17 protein-coding genes are annotated in these 13,220 nt (G+C 44.2%); 11 read left to right on the top strand and 6 right to left on the bottom strand.

All coding sequences use genetic code 11. The features are described from left to right. Window positions 1–7 precede the first annotated feature (7 nt). Window positions 8–1,000 carry a tRNA dihydrouridine synthase DusB gene (gene dusB, locus R0123_RS02410; protein WP_323842977.1) on the bottom strand — a complete coding sequence of 331 codons (993 nt, stop codon included), beginning with the start codon at window positions 998–1,000 and terminating at the stop codon, window positions 8–10. Between the two features lie 222 nt (window positions 1,001–1,222). Between dusB and R0123_RS02405 the strand changes: the two genes are divergently transcribed. After that, window positions 1,223–2,524, top strand: a complete 1,302-nt coding sequence (locus R0123_RS02405) for a tyrosine-type recombinase/integrase (RefSeq protein ID WP_323842976.1) — start codon at window positions 1,223–1,225, stop codon at window positions 2,522–2,524. 10 nt (window positions 2,525–2,534) lie between these two features. Here the strand turns inward: R0123_RS02405 and R0123_RS02400 are convergent, their stop codons facing one another. Then, complete coding sequence (locus R0123_RS02400; protein WP_416381691.1) at window positions 2,535–3,512, bottom strand: phage portal protein; 978 nt, start codon at window positions 3,510–3,512, stop codon at window positions 2,535–2,537. Between the two features lie 205 nt (window positions 3,513–3,717). Between R0123_RS02400 and R0123_RS02395 the strand changes: the two genes are divergently transcribed. Next, a complete protein-coding gene (locus R0123_RS02395) occupies window positions 3,718–3,891 on the top strand; it encodes a hypothetical protein (RefSeq protein ID WP_323842975.1) in 174 nt (57 codons plus the stop codon). 281 nt (window positions 3,892–4,172) lie between these two features. Here the strand turns inward: R0123_RS02395 and R0123_RS02390 are convergent, their stop codons facing one another. Together R0123_RS02390 and R0123_RS02385 are read right to left on the bottom strand one after the other, a co-directional pair. Continuing rightward, window positions 4,173–4,382, bottom strand: coding sequence for a helix-turn-helix transcriptional regulator (locus R0123_RS02390; RefSeq protein WP_323842974.1), 210 nt, complete (start codon window positions 4,380–4,382; stop codon window positions 4,173–4,175). 36 nt (window positions 4,383–4,418) lie between these two features. Beyond that, window positions 4,419–4,622: a hypothetical protein gene (locus R0123_RS02385; RefSeq protein WP_323842973.1), complete on the bottom strand. Its 204-nt coding sequence runs from the start codon at window positions 4,620–4,622 to the stop codon at window positions 4,419–4,421. A 326-nt stretch (window positions 4,623–4,948) separates the two neighbouring features. Here R0123_RS02385 and R0123_RS02380 point away from each other — a divergent pair, with 326 nt between their 5' ends. Further along, window positions 4,949–5,104, top strand: a complete 156-nt coding sequence (locus tag R0123_RS02380) for a hypothetical protein (protein WP_323842972.1) — start codon at window positions 4,949–4,951, stop codon at window positions 5,102–5,104. Window positions 5,105–5,130: 26 nt separating this feature from the next. Here R0123_RS02380 and R0123_RS02375 read toward each other — a convergent pair whose 3' ends face one another. Beyond that, entirely contained in the window at window positions 5,131–5,331 is a 201-nt protein-coding gene (locus R0123_RS02375) for a hypothetical protein (protein WP_323842971.1), read from the bottom strand. A gap of 402 nt (window positions 5,332–5,733) precedes the next feature. Between R0123_RS02375 and R0123_RS02370 the strand changes: the two genes are divergently transcribed. The 3 genes from R0123_RS02370 to R0123_RS02360 all read left to right on the top strand — a co-directional run bounded on the left by R0123_RS02370 (window position 5,734) and on the right by R0123_RS02360 (window position 7,775). Next, a complete protein-coding gene (locus R0123_RS02370) occupies window positions 5,734–5,943 on the top strand; it encodes a hypothetical protein (RefSeq protein WP_323842970.1) in 210 nt (69 codons plus the stop codon). Further along, window positions 5,940–6,395 (top strand): DUF2335 domain-containing protein, encoded by a 456-nt coding sequence (locus R0123_RS02365; RefSeq protein ID WP_323842969.1) that lies wholly within the window; start codon window positions 5,940–5,942, stop codon window positions 6,393–6,395. Before R0123_RS02370 ends, R0123_RS02365 begins: the two co-directional genes overlap by 4 nt. 624 nt (window positions 6,396–7,019) lie before the next feature. After that, entirely contained in the window at window positions 7,020–7,775 is a 756-nt protein-coding gene (locus R0123_RS02360; protein ID WP_323842968.1) for a KilA-N domain-containing protein, read from the top strand. Here the strand turns inward: R0123_RS02360 and R0123_RS02355 are convergent. Then, window positions 7,772–9,541 carry a terminase large subunit domain-containing protein gene (locus R0123_RS02355; protein WP_323842967.1) on the bottom strand — a complete coding sequence of 590 codons (1,770 nt, stop codon included), beginning with the start codon at window positions 9,539–9,541 and terminating at the stop codon, window positions 7,772–7,774. The genes R0123_RS02360 and R0123_RS02355 overlap by 4 nt on opposite strands. Before the next feature lie 196 nt (window positions 9,542–9,737). Between R0123_RS02355 and R0123_RS02350 the strand changes: the two genes are divergently transcribed. The 5 genes from R0123_RS02350 to R0123_RS02330 all read left to right on the top strand — a co-directional run bounded on the left by R0123_RS02350 (window position 9,738) and on the right by R0123_RS02330 (window position 13,179). After that, window positions 9,738–10,607 (top strand): GPO family capsid scaffolding protein, encoded by an 870-nt coding sequence (locus tag R0123_RS02350; RefSeq protein ID WP_323842966.1) that lies wholly within the window; start codon window positions 9,738–9,740, stop codon window positions 10,605–10,607. Between the two features lie 40 nt (window positions 10,608–10,647). After that, on the top strand, window positions 10,648–11,664 hold the full coding sequence (locus tag R0123_RS02345; protein WP_323842965.1) for a phage major capsid protein, P2 family: 1,017 nt from the start codon (window positions 10,648–10,650) through the stop codon (window positions 11,662–11,664). Window positions 11,665–11,675: 11 nt separating this feature from the next. Continuing rightward, window positions 11,676–12,362, top strand: a complete 687-nt coding sequence (gene gpM, locus R0123_RS02340; RefSeq protein WP_323842964.1) for a phage terminase small subunit — start codon at window positions 11,676–11,678, stop codon at window positions 12,360–12,362. Window positions 12,363–12,435: 73 nt separating this feature from the next. After that, the gene (locus R0123_RS02335; protein ID WP_323842963.1) at window positions 12,436–12,558 is read left to right on the top strand and encodes a hypothetical protein; all 123 of its coding nucleotides are present in this window, start codon (window positions 12,436–12,438) and stop codon (window positions 12,556–12,558) included. Window positions 12,559–12,729: 171 nt separating this feature from the next. Next, on the top strand, window positions 12,730–13,179 hold the full coding sequence (locus R0123_RS02330; RefSeq protein WP_323842962.1) for a head completion/stabilization protein: 450 nt from the start codon (window positions 12,730–12,732) through the stop codon (window positions 13,177–13,179). Window positions 13,180–13,220: the final 41 nt, after the last annotated feature.

Below are 13,220 nucleotides of genomic sequence, written 5' to 3'. Positions count from 1 at the left end.
TGCCATACTAAGATGATGATCGTAAAAATCGTTCAACCACCCTAAATTGACCAGCGGTACTTTCTTCTTGATACATCGCCTCACGAAAGGCATTAGAATTGGGCAGACCTCCTGTATACCATGCGATGTGCTTGCGTGCGATACGACAGCCTGAATATTCACCATAAAATTGATACAGCTCTTCAAGATGAGTCAGTACAATCTGACGAAGTTCGTCAATATTTGGAGCGTCTGGCAGTTTGCCAGTATTTAAATAGTGATGAATGTCTCGAAATATCCAGGGTTTGCCTTGGGCACCACGACCAATCATCACCGCATCAACACCTGTTGCCTCAAAAATGGCTTTGGCTTTTTGAGGGCTATCAATGTCGCCATTGACAATAATGGGGATTTTTACCATTTGTTTGACCTGTTGTATCAAGTCGTAGCGAGCTTGCCCTGTATAAAAATCCTCTCGAGTGCGACCGTGAATGGCAATAGCAGCAATGCCTGCACTTTCAGCAATTTCAGCAATTTTCAAGATGTTTTCTTGGCCATTTGCAAAGCCAAGCCTTGTTTTTAGAGTAACTGGTACATCAACAGCATCAATGGTGGCTTCTAAAAGTTTTTTGACCAGCTGTTCATCTTGTAATAATGCTGAGCCTGCTAATTTTTTGCAGACTTTTTTTGCAGGGCAACCCATGTTGATATCAACAATCTGAGCACCATTAGCCACCTGAAAACGAGCTGCCTCGGCTAATTTATCAGGTTCTGCCCCTGCAATTTGTGCGCAAATGGGAGCGATTTCACCATCAAAGTTGGCACGATATAATGATTTTTTACGAGCGTATAATGCAGTATCAGCGATGATCATCTCGCTCACTGCATGACCTGCACCAAAGGACTTGCACAGCCTACGAAAAGGATTGTCGGTGACGCCAGCCATAGGGGCAATAATAAGGCGATTTTGTATGGTTTGGTTGCCGATGGTAAGGGAGGTGAGTAGGGGGTGATTGTTCATAAGTAGATGATTTTATTGAGTTTGTTTGTTTTTTTGTGGGGAGTGTAATAGGGTATTTTAAAGTATTTTTAGTTGTTGATGGTGGGTCTGATGGTTGTCATTGGTTGTAAAATTTGGTATATTTTGGCATATTTTAGCACATTTAGGAATATCATTTACAGCATATTTACAACAGATTTAAAAAATGTTGTAAATGGATATTTGTTGCAAATCAGAGGATCTATGGGAACCATCACCAAACGCAAAACCAAATCAGGGCAAGTTAAATATCTTGCCACTGTTCGCATCACTCGCCAAGGCAGTCCTACTTTTTCCCAGTCAAAAACTTTTAGCAAAGAAATGCTGGCAAAAGAATGGATTAAAAAACTTGAGTCACAAATACAGGTTGATCCACGCATTTTGCTGACCAAAAAGCCCACAGGGCGGACGCTGGCACAATATATTAACAGATATATTGAAGAAGTCAAAGAACAGTTTAATGACAAATACGCCATCAATATGCGACGCATCGCAGGCTATGATATCGGCAAGCAGACGGTTGCTCAGCTGACTCGCCAAGATTTTGCTGATTTTGCGTTGTCCAGACGGCGGGGTGATGTGCTGAACATGACAGATGGGGTGTCGCCTTCGACGGTACTGCATGATTTGACGAACATTTCTGCTGTGCTGACGCACGCACTGATGGTGTGGAATGAGCCAATCGCTCATGTGCAGATGGAGCTAAAACAGGCTATTTTTGGGTTAAAAAAGTCTCGGATTGTTACCAAGGCACCTGAGCGAGACCGTCTGCCCAGTGCTGATGAATTGCAATTATTGACCAATTTTTTTTATCAAGATTGGCGGCGTGGTCGCCAAACCATACCCATGCACCTCATCATGTGGCTAGCCATCTATACAGGACGGCGACAAAGCGAGCTGACGAGTATGCGTCTTGTTGATTTTGACCGTGCTAATCATCAATGGCTAATCCGAGATGTCAAAAACCCAGACGGCTCCAAGGGCAATCATAAGTATGCCCATCTAGAGATGCACGCTTTGGCGGTGATTGAGATGTTGCTTGATGATCAGGTGCGAAATAAAATGCTCATGCTTGGCTATGATGATGGGCTTTTGTTGCCTTTAAATGCCCAGACCGTCTCATCATATTGGGCAAGAGCCTGCAAAATCTTACAAATAGAGGATTTAAAATTCCATGACCTAAGGCATGAGGCCGCCACTCGTTATGCTGAAGATGGCTACACCATACCCCAGTTACAAACCATCACTTTGCACGCTTCGTGGAAGTCTTTGCAACGCTATGTGAATCTTAAAAAACGAGCCGAGCGGCTAGAATGGCACGATGCCTTTATGTTTGCTGGGACGCAATTTGATAAGCACCTATTATCCCATCAGCCAAGTGATGCCACCAAAACCAGCATTCAGCTGTCTTTGGATACTGATGTTGTGGCATATTATCAACAATATGGCAAACACTGGCAAGATGAGATGAATCGAGTGTTAAAAAATGCAGCAGGCTTACTGTGATGCTAATGTATCATTGATGGTCTTTAAATCGCACAATCTCATCACCTGCCCATTCGTTGATGACTTCAAGCCGTGCTTGTAGTGGGACGATTTCATTATGATAAAACATCTCGGACGCATCACGAATTGAGCCAAAGCCACCTGCGTTGGTCGGTATGATGCCAAGCAGTTGTGGTGGGATACGCAAAGCAGATAGCACATCATCACGGCTGATATTCTTGATGGTGCCAAAGTCATCTTTGGCGGCGATTTCTGACACAGGAATGATTTGAACGCCGTCTTTTTTGCCGTTTGGAGAGTAAAAAAATAGGTTGCGAAAATTACCTGGTCCTTTAGAGTCTTTTAATGCTTGGCGAAGGGCGTCAATGTCATTGGGGTCATTGGCTGGGTCGTTCACATACATGATAAAGCCTGCGTGTGAGCCGTTGTTGTAGTATTTTCGGCGAAACAAGGTAGCAGACTCATTGAGCCAAGCAGACTGCAAGGCGGCATAATACTCAGGCTGTCCATAGATTTCTTGGTCAATGTCGCACTCTTTGATGTGGCAGAGGCGATTGGTGAACTCATGCTCTTGATAACCCAAATCATCGCTATACAGCATAAAAAACCGCCCATCTTTGCCACATCTGGTGTATTTGGCAAGGGTTGGCTGATAGCGTAGCACACCACCACGCACGGTGCGAATTTCTTCTAGGTAGGCGTTGCCACACCAAATAAAGTCAAGGGCAATTTGCTCAAAGGCTTTGCGACTGAGTTTGGCGGTGGGCATGAACAGATTTGCCAAAAAATTGCGTTTAAAAATAATACCGCTAGACAGATACGGTGTGCATTTGTAGGATTTGGACAGTCCATACAAATTTACGGGTGGTTCGTACCAGCGACCATTGTGCCAGCATTCCACATAATCAAAAATCTCACGCCCATTCATGGGTATGGGCTCGCCAAAGGTAAAGGCAATCGGCTTGGTTGGTTTGGTCAGAGTCATCATCAATCCTAAATATAAGACAAATAATGACATCATAGCAGGATTTGACAGCATCTTGGCGTTGGTATGTTGTAAATCCCCCATTTACAACACGCCATCATTTACCCACACGCCATTCATTAAGCATAATAGCCATAAAGCAAAACGCCCAAAGCTGGCAGGCTCTGGGCGTTTTTAATTTAACCCTTGTACAGGAAAGGCTAAATTTATGAAGAAGTATAGCACAGATAAGTTTATTTTGCACCCAAAAGAAGGAGTGAAGATGGAAGGCTTGGTAACACCGTTTTTGCGTTTTTGTATTGGTATTTCAATTTTGATGGTGGCGTTGGGCGTGCTTGGCTTGATGATTACCCCTTTTATCCATGCGATTAAATGGTGGTAGAGAATAAATAAAGCAAAACGCCCAAAGCTGGCAGGCTCTGGGCGTTTTTAATTTAACCCTATTCGGAGTAGGAGTAAATCATAAGTGAATTTTAACATAGATTTTGGGCAGTGGGTAGTAAAAATGCTGGAAAAATATGAAAGTTCCCCAAAAGTAAGATTCTTAATTAACTGGCTGGTGGCGTGCTTAACAATTTTTGTTTTGGCGAGCCTTATCACAGCAATTCGCTGGTGGTAGGGCTTGACAAGGGGAAATGGGCATAAAAACGGTCATAAGACCGTTTACTCCCCCGCAAGACACTCAATGGCGAATTGCACTGTGTAAGGCATAGGGCGATAATTAGGGTCATCGGTATGCACCAAATAATACCGCATCATTCGCTCTGATACGCCTAGTATATGGGCGGTTTTTCGTTGTGAAAGCCCTGCTTTTTCAAGCAAAGCTCTGATGTAAGTGGGGTCAGGGTTGTATTTACTGATGTCAGGTTTCATAGATTATCCTAAAAAGCCCCACTTGGGGGCTTTGGGTTATTTTAGTAGGGCTAGAAGTGAGGCAACTAGGGCGATTAGGGCTATCACGATTGAAACGGCTGGGTAGTATTTGGTTTCTTTTTGCAGTTTGAAAGTTTCAGCCCTTAGTTTTTCAGTTTCAACTCGCATTTTTTCAGCTTCTAGCTTAATGCGTTCAAGTTCAGCCATTTTCAGCTCTCTGTTTAGGGTTTGGGTGTTCATATCATCGCTCCTTAGCGGTTTGGGTTGCCTAAGCGGTATTGCTTGGCTTGTGGGTGTATTATAAGGCAATCATTGCCTAATGTCAAGCACTTTAATGATATTTTTTTTAAAATAGTTTCGCTTGACAAAGGGCAATCAGCGGACAATAAAAACCAGCCCCAATGTTGTAAATCCCCCATCTACAACATCTCATCATTTACCCCCACGCCATTCATCGACATAATAGCCAACAAGCAAAACGCCCAAAGCTGGCAGGCTCTGGGCGTTTTTAATGTAATGAGACTATACAAAAACTATCTTATCACTATACAAAGGCTATCTTATCAATGAAAAAGAAAAAAGTCAAATTATTTACTCGGATTATCAGACAGATGAACGAATTACAAAATCATAAATTTTATGCCATTTTGGTATTTTTGGGCGTTTGTTGGCTCATTCACCAATCCGATAAGGTGGTGGTCATCATCAATGCCTTAAAATAGGGCTCGACAAAGCCCAACAGGTGGGGCTATCCTTGCCCTTTAACAAACGCACGCACCGCTTGTACAATCAGCTCATTTTGTGCCAGTCCTAGACGCTGGGCAGACTCTTTAATAAAAGCGACATCATCGGCTTGCAGGGTGAATGACTTACGCACCACGCCACGGCGAGCGTCGCTCTCGGCTTGGATTTGTGAGCGGGTTTTGGGGTTTGAGACAACTTTTGGCATTTGATATTTTCCTTGTGTTGTGGTAATATAAAAATAAGGAGTGGACTAAGGTTTCCCTTAATCCTACCCTAGATAAAGCTTTTGGCTTTATCCTTAGGCACTGCTATCAATAAGCTGGTAAGCTAATTAATAACAAGGCTATTACGATTTTTGCGATGTTCATCGTATTTACTCCTTGTAGCTACCACTTACACAGGTCGGTAGCGGTAACCTAACAAGGCAGGTATGCCAGTACCTTGCCTTGTTGCTGTATATTATAAACGCACTTACCCCAAAAGTCAAGTAAAATATAGGATTTTTACCTATTTTTATTTGGCTTTTTTATCGCTGAAATGATAACAAAGGTTGTCTTTTATTATAAGGGCGGTTATAATAAAGTGCCTAACTTAATAAGGTATTGATATGCGTAAATTATCCCCATTTTTGGAAGGTATGTTATCGGCATTCATGCTTTTGCCGTCTGCTGTGTCAGCCAAGCCAAACTATATAGAACCAACTGATAGCAATTTACAAACCATTGACACACTTAGTACCCACCAACCATTTATTGAAGTTGGCTTGATTATGGAGCAGGTTGCCAGTGAAAAACGCTTTTTGGAGCAAGCTAAGTGAGCGAAGTGCCAAAGATTGACAATGAAAGTGTAGAAACCACACTCAGCGTTGCCACAATGGAAATCCAAACACCATTCTTGCCACCGCAATACTTAGCAGAATATGAACGCATTGTAGAAGGTTCTGCCAAGCAAATGTTTGATATGGTTGTAGCACAGCAGAACTTCAATATTGAATTAAAACGCCAAGAGATTGAGTTTAACCAAAAGAATTTGCAGCGTACCATTGATGTAGATAATGCCAACATTGCCGAACAAAAGCGTGATAGCGACATTAAGACTCGTGGTCAGATATTTTCATTCATACTCTCGCTATTTTTGATTGCATTATCTGCTTGGTTTGCTTATTTGGGTCATATTTGGCTTGCCAGTGTAGCTATTGCAACTATCATTGGTGTGATTACCGTATTATTTTTACAAAAACGGCACATTGAGCCGCCGTCCAAACAATAAAGTCCGCATTCACTTAGAGTGTGGATTTTTTTATTGACAAGGGGCGTGGGTTGGGGTAATATATGCCCTAAGGTGTCAGAACCGAAGTCAAAAGGCGTTACCCCACAGCGTTATCGTGGTTTTTTAATGCAAAAAATTTAAGCTCCGCAAATTTGCGGAACATAAATTATCAAAGCAAACCCTTTCAAAAATTTAAGATATGCAAATTCTCACATCATAATTTTATGTTAGGGGGGCGATGAAATAAGGTAGCTTGCTACACGAATAAATCCAGCCGACCTTTTGACGGCTTCTGAACCCCCCTAGCACCCTAACAAGGGTAAATTTCAGAAAACTTAAATGCTCAAATTTGAGCATTTAAAAAAAATCAAAAAATATCTTGACAATAAATTTTGATTTTTATAGAATAATCACACGAAGCCTGAAAAACTTCTTACACTCGCCAATCACAAGCGAAATTTGTGATTTTTTTGTACCCACAAAAATTGCCAATCCTTACGATTACCTTTTTTTATGGGTAGGAAGGTGTGGAAATACCCAATACCACACGCCGTTAGTGTAGCGGTTTTTCAGCTTCCTATCCGCCCTTTTGGGCTTTCTACCAACTGAAAAAGGTAATACACTATGTCAAATCTTATTGTTGCAAACACTTCAATTAGCCAACATAACGGCTTTTTCTCTTTGACTGATTTACACAAATCATCTGGCGGTGCAGATAAGCATAAGCCAAGTAATTTTATGCGTAATGACGAAACCAAAGAACTCATTGCCGAATTGGAAAAAGAAAATACGGTTGCCTACCACACCGTACAAGGCAAACAAGGTGGAACTTACGCCTGTCGTGAACTCGTCTACCGCTATGCGATGTGGATCAGCCCTAAGTTTAGCCTAATGGTTATCCGTGCCTTTGATGCGATGAACACAGGGGCTATCCCCTGTCTGGCTCAATGCGGTCTATCACACCGCCAAGCCGCCAATCTACAAAAAGCCGTCAAGGCAAAGTGTCGCTATGACCGCCGTCATTACCAACGGCTGTACAATGCCCTATATGATGAATTTGGCGTCAAAAGCTATAAAGACATTGACCCTGCCGACTATCAGGCGGCGATGGACTTTGTGCGAGAATTTACATTCTTTGAGCATGAAACATTGATGCAATACGCCCAACACCTAGCATGGCATACCCAGTTTATTTATTCTTGGTATAAAGCCATTGAAAAGCCGTTTCGTGCCTTATCGCCACAGCTGTCGGCAGAGATTCACGACCACATCACACACGCTGTCATCAATGCCAACCATATCGGCAAACAGATAGGCTATGATGGCATGAACCCTGAGCGTTTTGAGAATAAGCGTTGGGGTGTTGGGTTTAGGTCTTAAGAAAACTCCATAAATCCCACTGACTGCAATGTCTGACCTTCTAGCGGCTCGTGGTGCAATGCGTGCATTAACGCCCAAGCCAGATCCGCATGGCCGATGTCGTCAGAGCGTGATGCGGTAAAGGTCATCTGGCGTTGGCTATTGGTGAGCGTCTTTTTGATGCTCATCAGACTGTGGGCGATGTCAGTATGTCCTGCGTCAAATTCTAGCCGTCCGTTTTTGACCACATCCCATGCTTTTAGCACAAGCTGGGTTTTGACTTCTGGCGAATAGTGAAAGGTCGTCAGAGCAGGAAAGAATGATTTGACTAATTGTGCCACCCCTGTCCCCATGCCTGTGGTGTCAATGCCAATGTAGGTAACATTGTATCTTTGGGTAATGCCTTTGATGATGTTGGCCTGTGCGGCAAAGTCCATACCCTTAAACTGCTGGCGTTCTAGCACACGAAACTTGCCATTTGCCACTGCAGGCGGTGCGACCACCACAAGCCCTGCACTGTCGCCTGTCTCGGCAGGGTCGTAGCCCACCCATACAGGCTTGTTGGCAAAAGGACGAGCGTGCAGGGGGCGAAAGTCCTCACGCCACACCTCCCAACTGTCCACCATACACGGTTGGAGCATATTGAGCGGAAAAATGCTTTGTCCATCATCGACAAATTCACACATCAAAAGATTGGCAAAGTCTGCCGCTGAATATTCAAATCTAAGCTCTTCGATATCAAACAAATCACAGCCGCCAGCTTGTGCGTCCATAATCGTTACCACCTGTCGCCATAGCTTGTCCTCACAGCGTTTACCGTTTTTTAGTGCTTTGTGGGATACATCAATATTGAGGTGCTTGTCTTTGGGTTTGCCCTTGTTAAATCGTGAGCCTGTCCAAAAGGTGTAGGCTTCGTGTGCCATCGTGCTTGGGGTGGAAAAGTAGGTTTTACGCCATTTTTTGTGCATGGCCATGCCTGAGGCGACTTTGTTTAATTCATCAAAACCATAGACCCAAAAAAACTCGTCAAAATAAAAATTGCCATGATGACCCTGTGCGGTGCGTGCGTTCGTGCCAAGGAAGTTGAGGCTTGCCCCATTGGACAGCACGATCGGGTCGCCCGACAGCTCTATGCCACACACTTCATGGGCAAACTGCTTGATGTATTCTTTGAAAATATGAGCCTGAGCCCTTGATGCGGACAAAAAGATTTGATTGCGTCCTGTGGTTACAGCGTCCACCAAGGCCTCACGGGCAAAGTACCAAGTCGCCCCAATCTGGCGAGATTTTAAGATGATGCGAGTTCGTTCATCACCTGCTTGGTACCAAGTCCGCTGATAATCAAACATCGCCTCTTCAAAGGCAATGACCAGTTTTTCTATGGCTTCATCATCAAAAGTATTGGCTTTGCGTTTTTTGGCTTTGCCCCGTTCGGATACTTTGGGGTTTAGCACGGCTTCACTGCCACCATCTCGGTAGCGTTCTAGGCGGACATATTCTTTATAATTTTTAAACAGTTCGCTAATTTCTTTGTAATCGCCAGAATTTTTTTTGTCTTTCATCACAAGCGTCATCAGTCGCACCTGCAAGGCCTGCTCTATGCGATTGTCTGCGTTGATTTTGTCCCATTGATCACGAGACTTCCAGCTGGCGATGGTGTTTTCATTTTCGCCGAGTGCGGTCGCAATGTCGGCATTACGCCAGCCCAGCCATGATAAAAATTTGGCTTTTAGGCGGTTGTCAAAGACCAAATCAAGGCTTGCGATGTCAGAGAGTTTGTCGGTCATTATTATCCCAAAATTACAAAACTTTAAAATTAAAAAATTAAAAAAAATTGTTCAAGATGCCTATTATCGTAAATTTTGTATGAATCAACACGCCCAAATGTTGTAAATCGTGCATTTACAACATTTGGGGCAAGATTTTTGTGATGGGGGCGGTTATGCTAACACCGCTTTTAATTTTTTTTATTTTGGAGTGTGTATGAAATGGTTTCGTATTGCCGTCTCAGGGCAAACCACCGACGGCCGAGAAATCCAGCGAGAATGGATCGAGCAAATGGCAGACAGCTATGATCCGCAAAAATATGGGGCAAGAATCAATGTTGAGCATTTTCGGGGGTTTTTTCCTGATGGCGACTTTGGGGCTTATGGCGATGTTGTCGCTTTAAAGGCGGATAATGTCATCATCGATGGCACACAAAAACTGGCACTGTTTGCCAAAATTCAGCCCAACGACAAGCTAAAACAGCTCAACGCCAAAAACCAAAAAATCTATACCTCGGTGGAAATTGACACCAATTTTGCAGGCTCTGGCAAGGCGTATCTGGTGGGCTTGGCGGTTACCGACAGCCCTGCAAGTCTTGGCACAGAAATGCTACAGTTTGCCGCCACAGCGTCCATCAATCCGCTACAAGCACGCAAATTAAACGAAGGCAATTTGTTTACTGCATCGATTGAGACGAGCTTTGAGTTTGATGATGAGCAAGCCACCGACAAGCCAGATGGCCTTGCTGAGCAGATTTTTCATAAGCTAAAAGCCTTATTTACCGACAATTTAGACAAACCAGCGGACAAACCAGCGGACAATTCGGCGGACAAATCAGCTGACAACTTAGACAAACCAGCCGACAAGCCAGATGTGCAAAACGAGCCAGCTCTCGCCCTAAGCACCGATGCCATCGTTCAAGCGATGGGGCGGGCATTGCAAGCCCATCAAGAGCAGTACCAAGCCCAAATAGATGGGCTACAAGAGAAAATCACGGCATTGAATGAACTGCTAGACGGCTTGCCAAAAACCGCCGACCGACCAACACAAGCTGGCACACCGCAGGCTGTGTTGGTGGATTGCTGATCAATTTTATCATTTCAATTTTATCATTTAGGAGAACCCCATGCGTAATGAAACAAGATTATTATTCAATCAAGCGATGGCAAGCCTAGCTGGCATTAACAAAGTCGCTTCTGTCCATGAAAAATTCACCGTTGAGCCATCTGTACAGCAGACCTTGGAGACCAAAATCCAAGAATCCAGCGATTTTTTGGGCAAGATTAACACTTATTTGGTGCGTGAAATGAAAGGGCAGGGCATTGGACTTGGTGTTACTCGTCCGATTGCCAGTCGTACTGACACAAAGAACAAAGACCGTCAGCCGATTGATCCGACGATGCTAGATGCTCGCCAATATGAATGCACCCAGACCAATTTTGACACCGCCATCAGCTATGGCAAGCTGGATCAGTGGGCAAAATTCCCAGATTTTTATGCCAAATTCCGTGATGTGATTGTCCGCCGTCAGGCACTTGATCGCATCATGATTGGCTTTAATGGCATAAAAGCCGCTGCCAAGACTGATTTTAGTACCAACCAGCTGTTGCAAGATGTCAATATCGGCTGGTTGCAACATCAACGCACCGAAAACACCGCCCGCACGCTCAAAGCTGGCAAAGACAGCTCAAAAATCAAAATCGGTAAAACTGCCGAATGCGACTACCACAACCTAGACGCATTGGTGATGAATCTGGTTGATGAAATGATAGAGCCATGGCATCAAAACAACCCAGACTTGGTTGTCATCACCAGTCGCAAGATGGTCGCTGATAAGTATTTCCCACTGGTCAATAAAGAACAGCCAAACAGCGAAAGCCTAGCCGCCGACACCATCATTGCCCAAAAACGCATGGGTAACTTGCCAGTCTATGCCGTGCCGTTTTTCCCAGAAGGGACAATTTTGATAACAACTTTTGATAACTTATCCATCTATGTCCAAGAGGGTGCAAGACGACGCACGATCGTTGATAACGCCAAACGAGACCAAATCGAGAACTACGAATCAAGCAATGAAGGCTATTTTATTGAAGATTTGGGCTTGTGTGCCATGGCAGAAAATATCCAAATCGTCAAAGAGTAAGGGGGCTTGTGATGAATCTTGCTCGTGCTCATTTTGAGCGAATCAATGCCAAACAGACCGCCACACAAATGGCGGCTTATGGCGAGATGCAAAATGCCACTGCCTATGAGCTAAAGCTTGCTCAGCTTGGCAGTGATAAGCACCGCCTAAAACAACTGCAAAGCACCGAGCTTAAAACCGAACTCAAGGCCAAGCTCATCGATGGCTATTTGCCCTATGTTGATGGCGTGCTGGATTCTGGGTCTGGCGTGCAAGATGAGGTTGTGATGACGATGATGGTCTGGTGCCTAGATTTACGCCAGTATGCCAAAGCGTTGGAGGTTGGCAGATATGCGTTGATACATTCTTTGGTGATGCCTGATGCCTTTAAGCGAACCGTGGCGTGCCTTTTGACCGAAGAAATGGCGGACAATGAGCTAAAACGCCAAAAACAAGGCGAAACCATCGACATAGATGCCTTGCATGCTCTGCAAGAACTGCTGGCTGATGAAAGTCTGCCAAAACTTGCCGCCGATATGCCAGACCAAGTGCGAGCCAAGCTGTATCTGGCGATTGGTCGGCATTATTTGGCATCTGCCAAAGAAACAGGGCAGGGGGCGGATTTGGCGGTAGATGCACTGTCTATGGCTTTGGCATTGGACGATAAATGCGGTGGTAAAGCAGATTTGGCGTCTGCCAAAAAACTTGCCAACGCTTAAAACAAAAAAGCCCAAACTGTGGCGGTTTGGACTTTTTCTAAATTTAACCCTTAACAGACAAGGATTAAATCTTATGAATGATTATACCAAACTTTTTGATGCAATACTAGATAAGGTAAATGTTATGGCGAGAGATAAATTTTATGCCCTGCTGGTGGCGGTGATTGTTTGTGTTTATCTGATATTTGGCAAATAACTTTGCCTAACCGAGTGCCTCGCACCGACACGGGTCTGCTAAAACTGACGGGCTTAATTGATTAAATCTTGTGCATTTTTAGCCGTTCCCGTGTTTTTTATATTAAAAAAAACAAAAAAACCCAAACTGTAGCGATTTGGACTTTCTCAAACTTAACTTAAATGGTGATATATGGGACTTATAGCCAATGGCGAGTTATCCACAGCCTTATCGCCCATCACGGCAGGGGAGTTTTTCCCATCTGTGAGCGTGGCAGAGGTGCGTGATTTTGTGCGTGTTGATGCTTCTGTAACTGATTTTCGCTTGCATCAGCTCGTCTTAGAAGAGGTGCTTGATGTGCAAAGATTGCTTGTATCATTGACCACCAAAGCCCAGCGACTGGCCGACTTATCCACAGTGGTCATTGATGGCAAAAATGCGATGCAAGTATGGTATTTTTCTGCCATTGCCAATGGCGTGGGGGCAAAAGTGTGCGAAAAATACCGCAACTATGACAGCACCAACAAAGGACACGATAAGGCGGTGGCATTATCCGCCACGATTGATGAATATCGGCGTAACAAAATGTGGGCAATCGCCCAAATACAGGGGAAAAATCAGACGGTGGTGGCGTTGATATGAAAACCGAACGATTTTGGGTATTGTGGTTAAGTGGTGGTGGC

The sequence above is a fragment of the Moraxella sp. Pampa genome (assembly GCF_035181385.1).
In the GTDB taxonomy this organism is placed as follows: domain Bacteria; phylum Pseudomonadota; class Gammaproteobacteria; order Pseudomonadales; family Moraxellaceae; genus Moraxella.
Note: the sequence above shows the minus strand (reverse complement) of the source record. Positions and strands in the feature narration are given on the sequence as shown.